Source organism: Natrinema longum (assembly GCF_017352095.1).
Taxonomy (GTDB): Archaea; Halobacteriota; Halobacteria; order Halobacteriales; family Natrialbaceae; genus Natrinema; species Natrinema longum.
Genome location: NZ_CP071463.1, coordinates 1,813,954 through 1,832,247, shown reverse-complemented (window position 1 = coordinate 1,832,247; position 18,294 = coordinate 1,813,954). Strand labels below are relative to the sequence as shown.

General features: G+C 65.0%; 17 protein-coding genes and 1 tRNA gene. 11 read left to right on the top strand and 7 right to left on the bottom strand.

Going from position 1 to position 18,294, the window contains the following annotated elements:
* The first annotated feature begins 105 nt into the window (after positions 1–105).
* From J0X27_RS09040 to J0X27_RS09020, 5 genes are all read left to right on the top strand, one after another.
* Positions 106–1,326, top strand: a complete 1,221-nt coding sequence (locus J0X27_RS09040) for an aminotransferase class V-fold PLP-dependent enzyme (RefSeq protein ID WP_207268826.1) — start codon at positions 106–108, stop codon at positions 1,324–1,326.
* A 55-nt stretch (positions 1,327–1,381) separates the two neighbouring features.
* Positions 1,382–1,762, top strand: a complete 381-nt coding sequence (locus tag J0X27_RS09035) for a Rid family detoxifying hydrolase (protein WP_207268825.1) — start codon at positions 1,382–1,384, stop codon at positions 1,760–1,762.
* Positions 1,759–2,820 (top strand): glucose 1-dehydrogenase, encoded by a 1,062-nt coding sequence (locus tag J0X27_RS09030; protein WP_207268824.1) that lies wholly within the window; start codon positions 1,759–1,761, stop codon positions 2,818–2,820. The genes J0X27_RS09035 and J0X27_RS09030 overlap by 4 nt, the downstream gene beginning before the upstream one ends.
* Before the next feature lie 936 nt (positions 2,821–3,756).
* Positions 3,757–3,829: transfer RNA gene (locus J0X27_RS09025), tRNA-Gln, on the top strand.
* A gap of 129 nt (positions 3,830–3,958) precedes the next feature.
* Positions 3,959–4,705 carry a rhodanese-like domain-containing protein gene (locus J0X27_RS09020; protein ID WP_207268823.1) on the top strand — a complete coding sequence of 249 codons (747 nt, stop codon included), beginning with the start codon at positions 3,959–3,961 and terminating at the stop codon, positions 4,703–4,705.
* Position 4,706: 1 nt separating this feature from the next.
* Here the strand turns inward: J0X27_RS09020 and J0X27_RS09015 are convergent, their stop codons facing one another.
* Entirely contained in the window at positions 4,707–6,080 is a 1,374-nt protein-coding gene (locus tag J0X27_RS09015) for an oxidoreductase (RefSeq protein WP_207268822.1), read from the bottom strand.
* Positions 6,081–6,208: 128 nt separating this feature from the next.
* Between J0X27_RS09015 and J0X27_RS09010 the strand changes: the two genes are divergently transcribed.
* A complete protein-coding gene (locus tag J0X27_RS09010) occupies positions 6,209–6,430 on the top strand; it encodes a hypothetical protein (RefSeq protein WP_207268821.1) in 222 nt (73 codons plus the stop codon).
* Positions 6,431–6,568: 138 nt separating this feature from the next.
* Here J0X27_RS09010 and J0X27_RS09005 read toward each other — a convergent pair whose 3' ends face one another.
* The gene (locus J0X27_RS09005) at positions 6,569–7,612 is read right to left on the bottom strand and encodes an NAD(P)-dependent alcohol dehydrogenase (RefSeq protein ID WP_207268820.1); all 1,044 of its coding nucleotides are present in this window, start codon (positions 7,610–7,612) and stop codon (positions 6,569–6,571) included.
* 186 nt (positions 7,613–7,798) lie between these two features.
* Here J0X27_RS09005 and J0X27_RS09000 point away from each other — a divergent pair, with 186 nt between their 5' ends.
* Complete coding sequence (locus tag J0X27_RS09000; protein WP_207268819.1) at positions 7,799–8,863, top strand: amidohydrolase family protein; 1,065 nt, start codon at positions 7,799–7,801, stop codon at positions 8,861–8,863.
* The gene (locus tag J0X27_RS08995; RefSeq protein ID WP_207268818.1) at positions 8,863–9,639 is read left to right on the top strand and encodes an iron-sulfur cluster assembly protein; all 777 of its coding nucleotides are present in this window, start codon (positions 8,863–8,865) and stop codon (positions 9,637–9,639) included. Before J0X27_RS09000 ends, J0X27_RS08995 begins: the two co-directional genes overlap by 1 nt.
* A 101-nt stretch (positions 9,640–9,740) precedes the next feature.
* On the opposite strand, the gene cgi121 is transcribed toward J0X27_RS08995, so the two are convergent.
* Together cgi121 and J0X27_RS08985 are read right to left on the bottom strand one after the other, a co-directional pair.
* Entirely contained in the window at positions 9,741–10,247 is a 507-nt protein-coding gene (gene cgi121, locus J0X27_RS08990; RefSeq protein WP_207268817.1) for a KEOPS complex subunit Cgi121, read from the bottom strand.
* Complete coding sequence (locus tag J0X27_RS08985; RefSeq protein WP_207268816.1) at positions 10,247–12,619, bottom strand: ATP-dependent DNA helicase; 2,373 nt, start codon at positions 12,617–12,619, stop codon at positions 10,247–10,249. Before J0X27_RS08985 ends, cgi121 begins: the two co-directional genes overlap by 1 nt.
* A gap of 440 nt (positions 12,620–13,059) precedes the next feature.
* Here J0X27_RS08985 and J0X27_RS08980 point away from each other — a divergent pair, with 440 nt between their 5' ends.
* Positions 13,060–13,494, top strand: coding sequence for a universal stress protein (locus tag J0X27_RS08980; RefSeq protein ID WP_207268815.1), 435 nt, complete (start codon positions 13,060–13,062; stop codon positions 13,492–13,494).
* Positions 13,495–13,519: 25 nt separating this feature from the next.
* Here J0X27_RS08980 and J0X27_RS08975 read toward each other — a convergent pair whose 3' ends face one another.
* On the bottom strand, positions 13,520–14,728 hold the full coding sequence (locus J0X27_RS08975) for an inorganic phosphate transporter (RefSeq protein ID WP_207268814.1): 1,209 nt from the start codon (positions 14,726–14,728) through the stop codon (positions 13,520–13,522).
* Positions 14,729–14,806: 78 nt separating this feature from the next.
* Entirely contained in the window at positions 14,807–15,604 is a 798-nt protein-coding gene (locus J0X27_RS08970) for a class I SAM-dependent methyltransferase (protein ID WP_207268813.1), read from the bottom strand.
* A 555-nt stretch (positions 15,605–16,159) separates the two neighbouring features.
* On the opposite strand from J0X27_RS08970, the gene J0X27_RS08965 reads away from it, so the two are divergent.
* Positions 16,160–16,405 (top strand): ferredoxin, encoded by a 246-nt coding sequence (locus J0X27_RS08965; protein ID WP_207268812.1) that lies wholly within the window; start codon positions 16,160–16,162, stop codon positions 16,403–16,405.
* A 116-nt stretch (positions 16,406–16,521) separates the two neighbouring features.
* The gene (locus J0X27_RS08960) at positions 16,522–16,944 is read left to right on the top strand and encodes a nucleoside 2-deoxyribosyltransferase (protein WP_207268811.1); all 423 of its coding nucleotides are present in this window, start codon (positions 16,522–16,524) and stop codon (positions 16,942–16,944) included.
* A gap of 185 nt (positions 16,945–17,129) precedes the next feature.
* Here the strand turns inward: J0X27_RS08960 and mdh are convergent, their stop codons facing one another.
* The gene (gene mdh, locus J0X27_RS08955; protein ID WP_207268810.1) at positions 17,130–18,044 is read right to left on the bottom strand and encodes a malate dehydrogenase; all 915 of its coding nucleotides are present in this window, start codon (positions 18,042–18,044) and stop codon (positions 17,130–17,132) included.
* Between the last annotated feature and the right edge of the window lie 250 nt (positions 18,045–18,294).

The following is an 18,294-nucleotide window of genomic DNA, read 5'->3' as shown; positions in this document are numbered from 1 at the left end:
CATAGCACACATCATATATAGTCGTTTCCGCGTGAGAAACGGACGAAAACAAACTGACAACCGAACTTATTTATATCCTGTGAGTGAACGTGTCGAGCACGATAGATGAGTGAGAAGACCGTGTACGACGAGCTAGGCGTCCCGAGTGTCATCAACGCCTCCGGAACGAAAACACGGATCGGCGGCAGCCGTATCCGACCGGAGGCCGTCGAAGCGATGGGACGGGCAGCCACCGAGTTCGTCAGACTCTCCGATTTACAGGCGAAAGCGAGCGAGCGCATCGCTACCGTGACGGGATCACAGGCCGGCTACGTGACGTGTGGTGCCGACGCCGGTCTGCTTCTCGCTGCGGCCGCGACACTGGCTGGCGACGATCCCGCCGCGATGGACCAGCTCCCGGACACCGACGGCATTCCCGACGAGATCATCATGCCACGGACGCACAGAACCGGCTACGATCACGCGTTCCGTGGGGCTGGGGCGACCATCGTCGACGTCGGGACGAACGATCGAGTCCTCGGTACCGGCTCGACCGCGGTCGAGCCGTGGGAGATCGAACGTGCGATCACCGAGCAGACGGCGGCGATCGGCTACGTCCAGAAACCGTACACCGAGCCCGCCCTGTCGACGGTTACCGACATCGCGTCGGCATACGACGTCCCGGTTATCGTCGACGCGGCCGCGGAACTCCCGCCGACGGAGAACCTCTCCCGGTTCATCGAGGACGGTGCGGACCTCGTCGTCTTCAGCGGTGGGAAGGCGATCCGCGGTCCGCAAACGACCGGGATCGTCGCCGGCCGCCGCGATCTCGTCGAATCGATCGCCCTTCAGCATCTCGATATGCACGCCGCCGGCGAGGTCTGGCAACCACCGGCAGCACTCGTCGACATCGATCGGTTCGACGGCGTCCCGCGACAGGGGATCGGACGGCCGCTGAAAGTCGGGAAGGAGGAACTCGTCGGTCTCCTCGTCGCCCTCGAGTCGTTCCTCGAGGACGACCACGACGCCGCTCACGATCGATGGCGGCGTGATGCGGAGCGAATCGTTTCCGCGCTCGAGTCCGTTCACGGGGTCGATCCGACACTCGATGGCGGTGGCGACGTCTCGGTCGCCCCAGCGGTCGCGGTTCACGTCGATACCGCTGTCGCGGCGTGTTCCGCGACGGAACTCGTTCGGACGCTTCGAGCGGAATCGCCTCGCGTCTTCGTCGGGGCGGACCGCCTGGACGAAGACGTCGTCACGATCAATCCCATGTGTCTCGAGGAGTCCGAACTGGACCACGTCATCGAGCGCGTCAGTTCACACCTGACGACGTCACAGGAATGACCCCACTCGTCACCGAAACACATATGTGTACTGTCATATACTGGGTAATCGAAAGATGAACGAAATCGAAACGGAAGACGCACCTGCAAGTATCGGACCGTTCTCACAGGCAGTCCGCGACGGCGATCGAGTGTACGTTTCCGGACAGGGGCCGGTCGATCCCGAGTCGGGAGCGATCGTCGGCGACGACATCACCGAGCAGACCCACGCCACCATGGAGAACATCGAAACCGTTCTCGAGGCCGGCAGCAGTTCGCTCGAGAACATCGTCAAGTCGACGGTGTTCGTCACCGATATGGACGACTACGAGGAGATCAACGCGGTGTACGAACAGTACGTGACCGAGCCCTACCCCGCCCGGAGCGCCATCGAAGTATCGCGACTGCCGATCGAGATCGGCGTCGAAATCGACGTGATCGCACGGGTCGACCCATGAGAGCGATCGCCGTCGAACGGGGCGACTCACAGCCGCGTCTCATAGAGAAACCCCGCCCCGAACCCGGCCCCGGCGAAGCGTTGGTTCGAACGCTCCGAGTGGGAATCGACGGAACCGATTTCGAGGTGATCGACGGGAATCACGGCGGCTTCCCCGCCGACAGCGATCACCAAGTCCTTGGCCACGAAGCCGTCGGTGTCGTCGAGGCGTCGAACGACACCGACCTCGAGGAAGGACAGCTCGTGGTTCCGACGGTTCGCCGCCCGCCGAACACCGCAAACGAGTACTTCCGGCGGGGAGAGCCCGATATGGCCCCGCCCGACCAGTGTCTCGAACGCGGGATCGACGGTGCGCACGGCTACATGGCCGACTACTTCACGAGTCCGGCGGCGTTTCTCGTCCCCGTTCCGGCCGCGTTCGAAGCGACGGGCATCCTCGTCGAACCGATGAGCAACACCGAAAAAGCGCTCGAGCACGCCTCCGCTTCGCGGTCGGCGTTCGACTGGCAGCGTGACGCAGCGCTCGTGCTCGGAAACGGGCCGCTGGGCCTGCTAACACTCGCCAGACTCCAGTCGGAGTTCGATCGGACGTACTGTCTCGGTCGCCGTGACCGGCCCGATCCGACGATCGACCTCATCGAACGGGTGGGCGCGACCTACGTCGACTCGCGTGAGACCCCTGTGACCGACGTTCCAACCGCCTACGAGCCGATGGACCTCGTCTACGAAGCGACCGGCTACGCGAAACACGCCTTCGATACGATCGACGCACTCGAGCAAAACGGCGTCGGGGTGTTGCTCGGACTCCCCGGAGACGATGCGTTCGACGTGGAGGGGGGGCGGCTCCATCGCTCGCTCGTTCAGGGCAACAAAGCACTCGTCGGCAGCGTCAACTCCCACGTCACGCACTTCGAGGCCGCCTGTGAAACGCTCTCTGCGCTCCCCGACTGGTTCGGTGACGCACTCGTCACGGACGTCTTCGAACCGGCCGCCGTCGACGATGCGTTTTCCCGCTCACCGGATCGGATCAAGACCGTCATCGAGTTCGGCTCGCGTTGACCGACGATCGACCGCGTCTCGGCTCGCGGGATGCGCTCGGGAGTATCGGGGTGTGGTTCCGAGCGGTAACGCCGTCGCTGCCGTTATAGTTGTGATATTCGACAGTATTTTGAGCACATAGTATTGCTCTATTAAGGCAATATTATGGGACGCACTCCCGCCTTCACGGAGCGCTCTTCGAGCGGCTACTATCGCTCCTGTCGAGACGATTCTGTACGTGTTACTCGACGAAACTCGGTTCTGTCGACGCTCCGCGTTCGTCGGGACGACTGATCGCTGCTTTCCCGTTCCGATGTGAAACGACTGGCCACACAGGGCGTTAACGAGCACGACGCACCGACATACGGCGATATGCGTTTCCTATTCGATTTCGGCTGCCGTCGGTCTCGAACCGAGGATCGACTATTATATTGTGTAGTAATGGATATTATATACAATATAATTCTGTATTCATAAGTCTATTTCTATTTCGGGATCGAACTCGCTCGAGCGCCATCGCCGGACGTACCGTGCGATCCAACGACGAGACGCGTCGGTTCCGCACAGTGTCCGGTTCGGCCAGCTCGTGGAGAGCTGTCGGAGAACCGGTTGCCGCTGCCCACAGCCCCGCGTGGCGAGTGACCAGCAGCGGAATCTGACGCCTATCGTGTGTGTCCGCGGACGAGACCGCCGCCTCGGACGTCTGCCAGCCGACTCCACCCGATTGGTCGTCGACTCGAGAGATACGACCGAATCGCCGGGAGCGACACTCGACCGTCGATAGGTCCGCCGTGTGTACCGGTACTCCCCCGGCGCACCGGCGCGTTCGTTCCGGTCGAGGCGGGTGGTGGACACGGAGCGCACTCGCCGGCCGATGTGCGACTGAGTTCGTAACACTCTAATACGGACACCAACTACTGATTGGTACGTCGGTAGCCGACCCGACGAGTGCAGTGGAGTCCATTGGGGTAGTGGCCAATCCTGAAGCCTTCTGGGGGCTTCGACCCTGGTTCGAATCCAGGATGGACTACTTCTCTGTCGTTTCGACTCGAGCACTTCTTCACCTGCGTCTCCCGGTTTCCAGTTGAAACGAAGGGGTCTCGCAGTAACTGTCGTGCCACCAGAAGCCATATCTTTGCGTCCTCGTTAGATAGCCAGTATGAACCGACGGACGTTCCTCGCTGTCGGAGGGACAGCAGTAATCGGTGGGGCGGCTGGTTGTCTCGGTGGCGATACCGGCAGTGATGCCAACGGCTACGGGCCCGAACCGGAGTCAGTCCCCGAAGAGCGGTCCATCGACACCAGCGTCTATCAGACACAGGTGTTCGAGGGTATCGAGGTCCCCCTTGCACCGATCGACGACGTGTACTATTGGTATCAGCGACAGGAAGCACGGGTAGCCGATGCACGTGGTAGTGACCAGTACCAGAACGCCCACATCGCTGGTGCCCCGCTGAGTTCTGCCCCGGACGGTGGATCGAACGATCCAGTTTCGGACTGGTCGACGGACGAGCGCATCGTTACCTACTGTGGCTGTCCACACCATCTCTCCGGACTTCGGGCCGCATCGCTGATCGATAACGGTTACGAGGAAGTGTACGCGCTCGACGAGGGGTTCGGAGCATGGATCGATCGTGGCTATCCGCTCGAGGGCTCGGAGGTCTCGGAAGATCGGGCGACCTACGAGATTCAGGGGCAGTCCGACCCAGCCTACGCCGACGAGATGGTCATGCTCGAGCAAGTCGACGCGGACCGACGCGAGGCGGCACCGATCGCCGAGGACGGCTCGTACACGCTCCAACTCCACTACGCGGGCTCGACCGACTCCCGGTTCAGAGTCGAAGCGCCCGACTACACGACCGAGGGGACGCTCGCGGACCTGACGAGCGGTACCGTCACAGTTTGAGTCAGTCGTCCCCGGTTCGATCGTAGACTCCCGCCCGCTCGAGTTCGCCACGCTTTTCGAGCACGTCGGGCGTCCGACAGATCCCCGGCGCGCCGGTTACCTGCGGTACCGTACAGTTGTTGCAACTCTCACAGAGGACCCGCGGCGTCTCGGCTCCCGAATCGGGCTCGAGCAGCCGCGCCCCTAGCCGCGGTTCGGCGTAGAAGGGGCGGGCCATGCCGACCATGTCGCAGGCGGGGGCCGCGTCACTGTCCTCGCCGCCGTCGGCCCCACCGCTCGAGCCGAGCAGTCGGTCCATCTCCCCGCGCCCTCGAATCCCACCCTCCGCGAGGACGGGGATGGACACCTGCTCGCGGACGCGCCGACAGAAGTCCTCGTTCCACGCGGGCTCGAAGTCGTACTGCAGCGACTGCACTCGATTCGCGACGGCGACGAGCCGCCGTCGCGTCGATCCCCCGAAGGCCACGTCGTAGGCCTCGGACAGAGCGTCGTTGTCCCACGCCCGCTCGGGGTACTCCCCGCGGACGATGCTCATGTCCCAGACGACCGACGTCTGGACTGGAACGACCGCGTCGTAGCCGATCCGCTCGAGCCGGCGGGCGATCTCGATGCCGTCCGCGAGCGAGAGTTTTCGCCGAACGACCGGTGCGGGCGGCGCTGGCGTTTCGGCGGGAACCTTGGTCAGCAGGGGCACGTCGCCGGCCCGCTCGCGGATCTCGTCGTGGACGACGGCGAGGAAATTCAGGCGGGCCTCGGGCGACCCCCCGAACTCGTCGTCCCGGCGGTTGTAAAATGGCGACAGGAACTGCTGGACGATCCCCATGTTCGCTCCGGCGAGGTGGATCCCGTCGTAGCCCGCGTCGACCCCGTCGGCCGCTGCACGGCCGAAATCCGCCGCGAGGTCGTACACCTCGGCCGTGGTGAGGACGTGGGGGTCGTACTTCAGAAAGCCCGCCCGATCCAGCAGCCGTAACTGCCAGGGGGGCTGTGACACCGCGAGTTGCGCGAGGTCGGGGTGCTCGCGGCGGTACTCGGCGTGCCAGGTCTCCATGCTTCGGAGGCCGCCGTGCTCGAGTTGGAGGACGATCCGGCTTCCGTGGTCGTGTATGCGGTCGGTGAGCCGCGAGAGTCGGTCGACGAAGGCGGGGTCGTGGACGCGGGTCATCCCCGGCGCGGCACAGCCACCCTCGCCGCGGACGATCGTCGCGCCCTGACAGACGAGCCCGACCCCCGACTCGGCCGCGGGCTCTAAGTCGTCGATCAGCGCGTCGACCGCGTCGGGGCCGTTGCCCGCACACTCGAGCAGCGGCGCACGATAGAGCCGGTTGGGGATCGTGACGCCGCCGATATCGATTGGATCCTCGAGGGTGGCCATGCAGGAGCTATCACCCGGCCGACCAAGAGCGTGGCCCCGATCGGCGGTCGGACGCTCGATCGGCGTGTCGACGGGCGGGAGCGAACGGCTAAAGTACGCTGAGTGGTAACGTACAACGGGGTGTAGCGATGTCCCCCGAAAGCGAACCCGATACGGACCCACCGACGTGTTCCCGCTGTGAGATCGAGATGGAGCGCAGAGCCGAGGGGACCGCGAGAACCGTCCCGGTTATCGGCGACGAGGTCGAGTACCGGCAGTTTGGCTGTCCCGAGTGCGGACAGGGTGCCCGCTTCGAACGGCGTGATCCGGACGAGACGTGGTCGCGAACCGTCGCTGCACGGGACGAGTAGGAGATCCCGCGATCGGTGTCCGGCGTATCGCCCACAGATCACGTGCCCCGTTTTTCGTGCCCGGACGGCGTTCGACCCGACTATCCCGTCGCAGCCCGCCGGCCGAGACGCACGGTTTCACCCGTCGTCTCGGTTCGCTCAGGGTGGCAGGACGACCGCTCGTCCTTCGATCTCGTTGTGCTCGAGTCGTTCCGCGACCGTATTGATCTCGTCGAGGTCGTGGCGTTCGGTGCGCAGTTCGACGTCGCCCCGATCGACGAGCGCGACGAGTTCCTGCAGTTCGGCGTACTTGCCGACCAGCGTGCCGCGGAACGAGAACTCGCCGTCGACCAGTGCCTGACTGGGTTCGTGGATGTGGCCGCCGTAGCCGACGATGTGGTGGTCGCCCCCGGCGGCGACGATCTCGGGTGCGAGTGCGGTCGTCTCGTCGCGGCCGACGAAGTCGACCACCTGTTGGGCCCCCTCGTCGTCGGTCAGGTCAGCAATCACGTCGGCGAGGTCCTCCTCGGCGGAGTTGATCGCGTGGCGAGCACCGAACTCTTCGGCCAACTCGAGCGCTTCGTCTTTGATGTCGGCGGCGACGATGTCGGCGGCGGTCATGGCATCGAGACACTGGAGTCCGATGTGGCCGAGGCCGCCGACGCCGATGACGACGCAGGTATCGCCGGGGTTCAGTTCGTCGACCGCCTTTTTGACGGCGTGGTAGGCCGTGATTCCTGCGTCCGCGTGCGGTGCGATTTCCGTCGGGTCGACGCCGTCGGGGAGCGGGATCACCGCGCGCTCGTTGGTCTGGAGGTACTCGGCGAAGCCGCCGTCGGTCGTGAGCCCGTTGAACGCGCTGTTCTCGCAGTACATGTCCTCGCCGAGCCGGCAGGGGCGACAGATGCCACAGGTCTGGACGGGGTGGCAGATTACCGGATCGCCCTCCTCGACCAGCGTCACCTCCTCGCCGGTCTCGGCGACGATCCCGGCGTTCTCGTGGCCCAGCGTCATCGGCAGGTCCTGTGGCGCGTAATCGGCCCACATCCCCTCGACGATGTGGTTGTCAGTTTGACACCACCCTGCTCCCTCGACTTCGACCAGGACCTGATCGGACTGCTCGAGGGCTGGCCGGTCGACCTCGTCGATCTGCAACGCGTCGCTCATGTCGTCGGTGTACTCGTGGAGTCTGGCTGCGTGCATGGTACCGCGTCACAGTTCGTCGGCATCCGTGATAACGTTCCCCTCGCGTATCGCTCTGTGTGAGTATATGAATGTTGATACTAAACTGATTAGACGCTAATTTTGCGCGTAGAGGCCCTCGTCGATGGGGTATTCAAACGTGTCTGAAAAAGAGTAATATGGCGTAGTATCGATATGCATTGTGCGATGTATCAGCACAACGGAGCGGAAATATTCGTCATCGACGGGCACGTCCACCTGTGGGACGCCACGGAGGAGAACATCAAACACGAGGGTGGGGAGGAGTTCATCCAGTGTTTCTACGATTATCACACGACGTTCACTCCCGAGGAACGGCAGTGGGACATGGACGAGTATCGGGAGTACGGTGCCGATCGGATGGTCGAGGACCTGTTCGGCAACGCTGCCGCCGACATGGGGATCTTCCAGCCGACGTACCTCACCGACTTCTACGAAGAGGGGTTTAACACGACCGAACAGAACGCCGAACTCGCGACCGAGTACCCCGAGCGGTTCGTCCTCAACGGCACCTTCGATCCCCGCGACGGGGAGGCGGGCCTCGAGTACCTCGAGGAACTCCACGATACGTACGATATCCCCGGCGTCAAACTCTACACCGCCGAGTGGCGCGACGACTCGAAGGGGTGGCGACTCGACGACGAGGACGCCTTCGAGTTCCTCGAGAAGTGCCAGGAACTCGGGATCGAGAACATCCACGCCCACAAGGGGCCGACGATCCGGCCCCTCAATCGCGACGCGTTCGACGTGAAAGACGTCGACGACGCGGCCTCGTCGTTCCCGGAGCTCAACTTTATCGTCGAACACGTCGGGCTCCCCCGCCTCGACGACTTCTGCTGGATCGCCGCCCAGGAGAACAACGTCTACGGCGGCCTCGCCGTCGCCGCGCCGTTCGCCCAGAACCGGCCGGGCAAGTTCTCGGAGATCATGTCCGAACTCCTCTGGTGGCTCGGGGAGGATCGCGTCCTCTTTGGCTCGGACTACGCGCTGTGGAACCCCGACTGGCTCGTCGAAGAGGTTCTCGAGGCCGAATTCACGCAGGAACACCGCGCGGAGTACGGCGTCGAGTGGGACCTCGAGACGAAAAAGAAGGTCATGGGCGAGAATATCGCCGACCTCTACGACATCGACATCGAGGCGAAACGGCAGGCGTTCCAGGACGACGAGATCAGTCAGCAGTTCGGTCTCGGGGACCACTACGCCAGCGAGGAACCCGCGGCTGCGGACGACTGATGAGTGGACGGGCTCCCGACGGCTCCGCACCGACGCGAGCGGCCGTCCGCGACCGACTGGATCGAGTGACGGATCCGGAACTCGACCGCTCGATCGTCGCCCTCGAGTACGTCGACGCGATCGAGATCGACGCGCAACGCGTCGCCGTCGACCTCACGCTCCCGACGGCGTGGTGCTCGCCGGCCTTCGCCTGGATGATGGCGATCGACGCCCGCGACGAGGTCGAGTCCCTGCCGGCGGTCGAAGAGAGCCGGATTACGCTTCACGACCACATGCACGAGACGGAAATCAATCGCGGCGTGAACGAACGGCTGTCCTTCGGTGAGGCGTTTCCGGACGCCGACGGCGACGTCGCGGCAGTCCGTGCGGAACTCGACGAGAAGGCCCGCGTCGCCCGCCAGTACGATGCAGTCGAAACGCTGCTCGAGGCCGGTCTCGACGGCGAGTCGATCGTCGACGTTCGAGTACGGGACCTCGAGATCGACCGGTCGACCGACACCGTCGCCGTCTACGTTCAGGACCGTTCGTTTGCGGTCACTGTTCCGCCCGAGCCGATCGAGCGCTACCTCGAGAAAGCCCGCAAGACCGACCTCGTTTCGGAGCCGGACACCCCCCTGTTTCGAACGCCGGAGGGCGATCCGATCGACCCCGGGTCGTTCGCCCTCGTTCACCGGCGGGGACGGCTCGCACGGGTCAACATGTCGAGCCAGGGCGGCATCTGCGACGGGCTGCGAGAAGCGAGGGCGGACCGACTCGAGGGGGCCGCCGACGACTGAGACGGTCTCCTGTCCGTCAGTTCCGAAGGACCGGGACCGCCCTGCGGTCCCACCGGGACAGCAAACCGTCTGAGAGCGCGGGTTGGAGACCCGCCGATCCCCTATTTCTCGACCTCGAGCAGCGCGACTCGCTCGCGAACCAGTGCCGACAGTGACGCGTCGGTGGCCCCCCGTTCGGCATCGGTGATGTCGAAGAACGCACACAGCGTCTCGGTGTCCCGTGTCTCCAGCGTCGCTTCCTGTCCGACGAACGCGTCCAGCGTTTCGACCGCCTCGAGCGCAGCGGTCTCGTCTCCGTCGCTCTCGCCGTCGACCAGAACGACCGCCCGGTTCTCGCCCTCGCCGACGCCCATCTCGAGCGCGCGGTCGATCTGCCGGCGGCCGGCGGCGTACAGCAGGATCTCGACGGCGCGATCCCGGGCGACGTTCTCGCCGCGGTCGATCGCGCGATCGGCCAGTTCGACGGCCCGCTCGAGGTGGCGGCGGTCGGCGACGTACCGCGAGTCGAAGGCCTGGATCGTCACGCCGTGGCGATCACCGATCTCGCCGAGGTCGCTCACGAACGCGTCCAGATCGTCGATCTCGAGGCGGCATTGGCGTAGCTCCACTAGAAATCACCCAGACTCGACTGGCTGTCGTCGGCGTCCCCCGTCTCCGTCCTCGCCGCGTCCTCGTCCGCGTCGTCGCTTCCGATCGCCGGTCCGTCGCCGTCGGTCCTCCCTGCGGACTTCGGCTCGACGCCGTCCATCGAGGGATCCTCGCGGCCCGCGTTCTCGAGGATGGTTTCCGCCGTCTTCTCCCCTTTGAGCACGGTGAGGACGACACCTTTGTCCGCAGTTCGCAGGTCGGCGGGCTCCTCGATTCCCGCGTCGTAGAGCCGCCGGGCGCGCTTGCGGCCCACCTCGCCGACCGAGACGAGTTCGAGTAAGTCCTCACTCACGCCGTGTTCGACGCGGGCGCGGGCCTCCCGGACCGCGACGGTCCACTCGCTGTCGATCTCCGCGGCCAGCGACTCGGCCGCACCGAGCAGCCACTCCGCGGTGTCGACCTTTCCACGGAGGTCGCCCGGCCCGATCTCGTACCGATCGGTCAACTGCTCCTCGTCGGTCTCGGTCGCCCAGTCCTCGAGCAGTTTGCCCGTCTTGAGCGCCGAGAGCCAGTCCTCGAAGCGCTCCTCTTCGAACTCGCTGGGGGCATCGCCCAGCAGTTCGGCCTCGCGCTCGTAGAAGAGTTCGCCGAACTGCTCGTCCTCGCCCGAGCGCAGGTAGAGTTCGTACATGTCGGGCGTCCGCGAGACCAGTTGGTAGAGGCCGAGTGCGGTCGGTCGTTCGTCTGCGTCCGCGAGCCCGTGGACGATCTCGGCGGCGCTCATCGGATCGAGATAGAGCCGCGAGACGGTGTGGCCGAGGCTGGTGGCGGCGAGTTCCTCGTCCCGGTCGCCGCTCTCGGCGAGAGTAGCGGCCGAGGTGAACGCGCCGTCTGCGCCATCGTCCGCTTCGGCACTGTCGCTTCCGCCGCTGTCACGCTCGATGAAGTCGTTCGATTCGAGGTACTGCAAGACCGTGTCGGTCACCGTCTCGAGTCGCCCGGGCTCGCTCGATTGGCTCGCGTACAGCGTCGCCTCGAGGAACTCGAGGAGCCCATCGCGCGTGCGGGCGAAGCCGGAGGCGATGGTCGCGAGCACGTGGGTCCGCAGGGCGGGTTCGGCCGCCAATTTCGAGCGTACCGGCTCGGGGTCGGCCCAGATATACCGGTCGAACAGTTCCTCGCTCTCGTCGTGGCTCGTAGCGAGGAGGACGGCCTCGCCGTAGGGATCGAGCCCCGGACGGCCCGCTCGGCCCATCATCTGGTGGACTTCGAGGACGTCTAAGGGGGCCATCCCACCCGCGCTGGGGTCGAAGCGCCGCCAGTCGCGGACGATTACCCGTCGAGCCGGGGTATTGACCCCCGCCGCGAGCGTCGGCGTCGCCGAGATCACCTTCAGGGTCCGGTCGCGGAAGGCGTCCTCGACGAGCGTTCGCTGGGTGCTCGAGAGGCCGGCGTGGTGGAACGCCGACCCGTGCTCGACGGCGTCCGCGAGGTCTTTGCTCGTCTCGGTGTCGCTGTCGTCCCGGATCTCCTCGGCCAGGTCGGCCAGTTCTGTCCGCTCCTCGGCGGTCAGCTCGTTCTTCGAGACGCCGCCCAACCGTCGCGCGGCGGCCTCGGCGTTCCGGCGGGAGTTGACGAACACGAGCGAGGAGCCACCCTCTCGGAGGATATCGCGGACGAGTGCTGCCTCTTGCTTTTCGCTCCCCTCGACGGGAACCTCCCGCGTCGAGCCGTCGTCGAAGTTCAGGGCGTTGCCGTAGTGGACCCCCATCTGGAGGTCGATCGGTCGCCAGTCGGTATCCACGAGCGCGGCGTCGAGCCAGTCGGCGATCTCGTCGGCGTTGCCGACCGTCGCCGAGAGCGCGACCACCTGCATGCGGGGATTGAGCTGCCGGAGTTTCGCGAGGGTCACCTCGAGGGTCGGCCCCCGATTCCGGTCGTCGATGAGGTGAACTTCGTCCGAGACGACACAGGTCAGATCCGAGAGCCAGTCGGCTCCGTTGCGGACGAGCGAGTCGACCTTCTCGCTGGTGGCGACGACGATGTCCTTCGTCGCGAGCCAGTCGCTGGTGCTCTCGTAGTTGCCGGTCGTCACACCCGTCGTCACGCCGAAGCGTTCGTACTCCTCGAACTCCTCCTTTTTTTCGCTGGCGAGTGCTCGGAGGGGGACGATATAGAGCGCTTTCCCGCCGCGCTGGACCGCCGACAGCATCGAGAGGGCGGCGATCATCGTCTTGCCGCTGGCGGTCGGGACGGCGGCGACGAGGTTCTCGCCCTCGGTCGCACCGGCCTCGACCGCCTCGGCCTGGGGCGGGTAGAGCTCCTCGATGCCCTCGCCCCGGAAATGGTCGACGGCACCGGGCGGGAGCCCCGACAGCTCCTCGATATTCATTACCCGTCCTTGGCGCGTCCCGCGGTTTAAAGTATCGTCTCGCCGGCTGTGGCGATCGGCTCCTCGAGCAGTGGCTACTGTCTCCCGCTCGATCCATGTCGATCTCTGTGGGATCCGTGTCCCCTCGAACTTCAGGGAGCCAGCGTACGCTCTGGACCGATCAGCCGGCGTGTGGCGCGCGCTGAGTCGCGGTGAGTCGACGACGAATCGCGACTCGAAATTGCGCGAGGGATGAGTGAGCGACGAGCGGGGGTGAACGACGTGAACCCCTCGAGTCGCGAACGAATCGGCTGGGGAGGGCGTGGCGATCCCCCTGCCTCGTGAGAGGAGGGACGCTCGCTGCCATCGATGCTGCTCCCGGATCGGGTCCCTCTCACACAACGGATGAGCGATTCGTCGACGGCGATAGACCGATAGGACCGGCGACCGAAGACGACTCCATGGCCGACTCCGCTCACGTCCTCGTCCCGACGCTCGGCCGTCCGCGAGAGGACGAGGCACTTACCTATGCCCTCGAGACGTTTCCCGACGCCCAGATCACCCTCCTCACCGTCGTGACGCCGCTCGACGCGCCACTCAGCGAGGGGGGCGTCCTCGAGCGAAGCGAGGAACGGACGACGGAAGCGCGGGCCAGCGCCGAGGCGTTGCTCGAGTCCGTCGCCGATCCGACGGCGGCGGACCGCGTTCGGATCGAGACGGTCGAGGGACGACCCGGAACCGTCGTTCCCAGATACGCCTCGGAGGAGGCGATCGATCACGTCGTAATGTACGGCTCCGGCGGCGGATCGACGGGGTTTCTCAGGCGGTTTCTCGGCCGTGGGATCGCCGCCACGGTGGTCGAACGCACTGCGCGGCCGGTAACGGTGCTGGAGTGAGCGCCTCGAGTACGAGCCGCGGGAATCAACCCCCGATCACCGTCGCGAACAGCCGATACAGCCCGTAGCTGACGACGACCGAACTTCCCAGCGTGAGCACCCAGAAGGTGATCGTGACGCCGATCTTGCGCCGGGAGACGCCCGCCGAACCGCCGGCCAGTCCACCGCCGATGACCCCCGAGAGGATGATGTTGTTCAGCGAGATCGGAATGCCGAGCGCGATCGCCAGCTGGGCGATGATAAACCCCGGGACCAGCGCCGCGATCGAACGCCGGACGCCCAACTGGGCGTACTCCCGGGAGGTCGCCTGTAACAGCCGTGGTGCTCCCATCCAGGCCCCGGCGAGGATACCGGCCGCGCCGATCGCGAGCAGGAGGATGCCCGGCAGGCCGAGTTCGACCCGAAAGAGGTTCTCGAGCGGGCCGGTCGCGAGTCCGACCTGTGAGCCGCCCGAGGAGAAGGCGACGATGCCGCCGAGGACGAGCAGGAACGACCGGATCCCGCTCTCGACGGAGACGCGGACGCGCTCGCGGACCCAGTAGAACGCGAGGACGCCGACTCCGATCGTCACGATGACGGTTCCGAGATCGACGCCGGACGCGAGTATCGGGCCACCGCCGAACTGCTGGGAGACGAACCCGGCCAGCGTCCCCTGATCGGCGGCCGGATCCGGGATCACGCCCAGACGGACGTTGGCGACGATCGCCCCGACGACGCCGGCCAGCAGCGGGACGCCGACGGTCTCGGGGACGTCGTCGCGCCGCAGGATCGTCGCCGTCGCGTACGCCAGTCCGCCGGACATGATCGGCACCAGCAGCCAGAAAGTGCCGAGTCGGCGGTAGGTAGCCATCGCGGGATCGCCACCCAGCGAGAGACCGACGCCGACCATCGCGCCCGTCGTCGCGAACGCCGCCGGAATCGGGTATCGTGTGTAGATGCCGATCGCCATGAACCCCGCCGCGGTCAGCAAGCCTGCGGTGGCCGCAAGCGGCGTGATCGTGACGCCGTCGATGAGGTCCGCACCGACCGTCTCCGAGATGCTGCCACCCTGCATGAGCGCGCCCGCGGCCGCGAGCAGGCCGATGACGAACGCCGCTTGCATCGTCGAGATGGCGTTCGCGCCGATCGCGGGGGCGAAGGGTGGCGAGTTGCTGTTCGCCCCGAGCACCCACGCCATGAACAGACAGGTGACGATAGCGGCCCCGACGAGGACTGCGAAGGACAGTGCGACCATTTCGTCTCCCCGGATCGTTTGGGGACGAACGAGAAAAGCGTTCCTTCGAGCGGAACTCCGAGAGCGCCAGCCCAGCCGCTACTCCGTTCCACCACTCGGCCGTCGCTCCGTTTTCAATGCCGTTCTGTAATGTGCCGTGCCATCGGTCCGAGCGACGTGACACGGCTGCCACGGCGTTTCGGTCGTCGCCTCGCGGAGTCGGGGCGGGGAACACAACAGGAACTGTAGCGTCCGCCCGACTTCGCGGCGCTGCTCACCGTCTTCCGTCTCGCGTTCGAACTCGAGGTGGAAACACCGGTGTGCGATTCCCTCACGCGGGTCGGAACGGTAGCCGAAGAAGTCCTCGTCCAGTCGCGTCGGATCGTAGTTGTCCACGACGGCGACGCCCCCGTCGGCGGTGACGCGAGCGAATTCGGCGAGCACCTCGCGGATCCCGGCCAGCGAGCGGCCGAGACCGATCTGGGTACCGACGGCGTGGACGGCCCCGAACGCGCCCGTCTCGATCGGCAAGTCGAACATGTCGCCGACGAGGACGTCCTCGAGGCCGCGTTCACGGGCCGTTCGCACGGCGTTCGGACTCGCGTCGACGCCGACCGCGTCGATGCCGCGGTCGGCCCACCACAGGAGGTGTTTCCCCGCGCCACAGCCCACGTCGAGGATCGGTTCGTGGTCGGCGAGTCGCTCGAGGACGTCGATCGTCTCCCGATCCCACGAGTCGGGACTCGAGAAGTAGAACTCGGCGACGTTGCCGTCCTGGACGTCCGCGCCGTCGCGATACGTCAGCCGACCCGGCTCGTCGCGGTGGTGAGCGAGCATCGCTCGTCCCAGCGGGTCCGCCGGTCGTGTTCCGGCCGGTCCCGACTCGATTCGTCCCATGTTCGACTCGAGGGAACGATCGATAATAAAAATATATTTATATGTGGTCGCTGTTATCACGGAACGTAGTTGCCGATCGTCTTGGTAGCGGTTTCTATTCGATCGTCGGTGACAAGCGTATCATGAATGCAATAGCGTTGGAACAAATGAATAGATGACAACGACGATAGTAGCGATAAAAAGCGGAAAAGCGAGGGGGTCCTCACGAAGAATGAGCGCAGCTGCCAGAACTGCAAGTGCTAAGGCGGCTATCGTAGAACGAATCGCACGGAGATGTGCGTTGTTGGATGATTTACTGTCAGCAGTCATATTATAATTAATAGTCTGAGGTAGTATAACCATTATTATCAATTTAGCCTGGAAAGTCACCTTTGGGATCGGTGGGAAGCGCATTACTCCACGCCTTTGCGGCAGAAAGGCTGACTCCCGCCCGAGTCGTTCTTCCCACTTGAGACGCACTTGGAGGAGCGTTCGCCGCTCTTTCCCGTCCGTCCAGCGGCAGTTCACGCGACGGACAACCGCTAACGATTTACCGCGATCGGCCGAACGTCGCGTATGAGAGTCGAATTCGACGAGGACACCTGTATCGGGATGTTCCAGTGCGTCGCGGAGTGGGACGCCTTCGAGAAGGACAAATCGAAGGGGAAGGCGATCCTCGCGGACAGCGAGGAAGTCGAAGACGGCGTTTTCGTCCGCGACGTTCCCGACGACGCGGAACTCGACGCGAAGTTCGCCGCTCGGTCCTGTCCCGTCGACGCGATCACGATCTACGACGACGACGGCGAACAGGTGATCCCATAACCGGGGCGGCGTCGGATGCGAACGGGTGCGGAGTCGGGGCTCGAAACCGGCTCTGACTAGCGGGTTTCCAGCGGACATCACAATCGTCATCCGGCGCTGTCGGCTATCGCGTCGGCATGGACGTCTTCTTCAGCGGCTCCATCAGGGGCGGACGATCGGACGTCGATCGCTACGCGGCACTCATCGAGATCCTCGAGGGACACGGCGACGTGCTCACCGAACACGTCGGAGTCGAAGCGGTCGAAGCGAAAGAGCAGGCTGACGGACTGACCGACGGCGACATCCACGATCAGGACCTCGCCTGGCTCCGGCAGGCCGACGTCGTCGTGGCCGAGGTGACGACGCCCAGTCTCGGCGTCGGCTACGAAATCGGACGCGCCGTCGAGTTGGACACGCCGGTCTGCTGTCTCTACCGCCCCGACGGGGACCACGAACTCTCCGCTATGATCCGGGGGAACGACGCGGTGACCGTCGAGGAGTACCGCGAGGTGGCGGCCGTCGAGTCCGTCCTCGCGTCGTTTCTCGAAACGCACGGCTAACGGAAGCTACCGCTGTCCGTTCGGACGGTCACAGTTCGGCCGCGTCAGCGAGTCCGTCGAGATCGCACTCGAGCCTGGGGACGGTCGCGGCGGGTGTCCGGAAACGGTCGGGACCGATCGCCGCCGTCGACACCGAAACTGCCCTCTCCGGTCGGCCGAGAAAAACCAGGATCGGTCGGCGTCGGCTACGCGATCTCGTCGTACTGTTCGGAGAGCTTCTCGGCGGCTTCGCCGAGTTGATTGCGCTCGTATTCGGTGAGGTCCCACTCGACGATCTCCTCGACCCCGTCGGAGCCCAGTTTGACGGGGACGCCGAAGGCGGTGTCCTCGTGACCGAACTCGCCCTCGAGTTTCACGCTCCCGGGAAGGACCTCGCCGGTATCGCGCAGGATGGCCTCGACCATGTGGCCGACGCCGGTCGCCGGCCCCCACTGGGTCGCGCCTTTCTTCTCGATGACGTTCATCGCCGACGTCTGCAGCTCGGAGAGCAGGTCGTCTTTCTCGTCTTCGTCGAACTCGAGGTCCTGGCCGTCGACGCGCACCTTCGAGAAGACGGGGACCTGTGCGTCGCCGTGTTCCCCGAGGATGGTCGCGTCGACGTTCTGGACGGGCGCGTCGAAGCGCTGGGAGATGACGTAGCGGAACCGAGCGGAGTCGAGTCGGCCGCCGAAGCCGATAACCTTCTCGCGGGCGCGGTCACCCGTTTCGTAGAGGTGGCGGTTCAGCAGGTCGACCGGGTTCGACGTCGTCACCGTGATGAAGTCGTCGTTGTGTTCGGCGATGGAGGAGCCGATGTCCTCCATGATCGGTGCGTTGTCCCCGGCCAGATCGATCCGGGTCTGGCCCGGCTGGCGCGGGATCCCCGCGGTGATGACGACGACGTCCGACCCAGCGGTGTCCTCGTAGCCGCCCTGCCGGATCGTCGTGTTCGAGTCGTAGGCGACGCCGTGGTTCGTGTCGGCGGCCTGTCCGACAGTGTCGTCTTCTTTGTCCGGAATGTCGACGAAGACGAGTTCGTCCGCGATGTCCCGAAGCGCGATGTTGTAGCCTGCGGCGGCCCCGACCGTCCCGGCCGCGCCGACCACGCTAACTTTCGTCATACCACGTAATGCTTCCCCGTCCCGGGCGTTAAATCCGTCGGAATCTACGACTTCGTATGACTTTGACGAGGAATATATCGACAACTGTCGTACTACACCCCTCTTTCGACGGGAACACCCGGCCCGGACCCGACCACCGCCGACAGCCGTCGAAAACCGGACGACTGGCTCGTCTCGCAAGCCTATCGTAGCCACTGACCGTCACTGCACGCCTGACCGCATGACGGCGTTGCGGTCAGTGTGTCGGTCG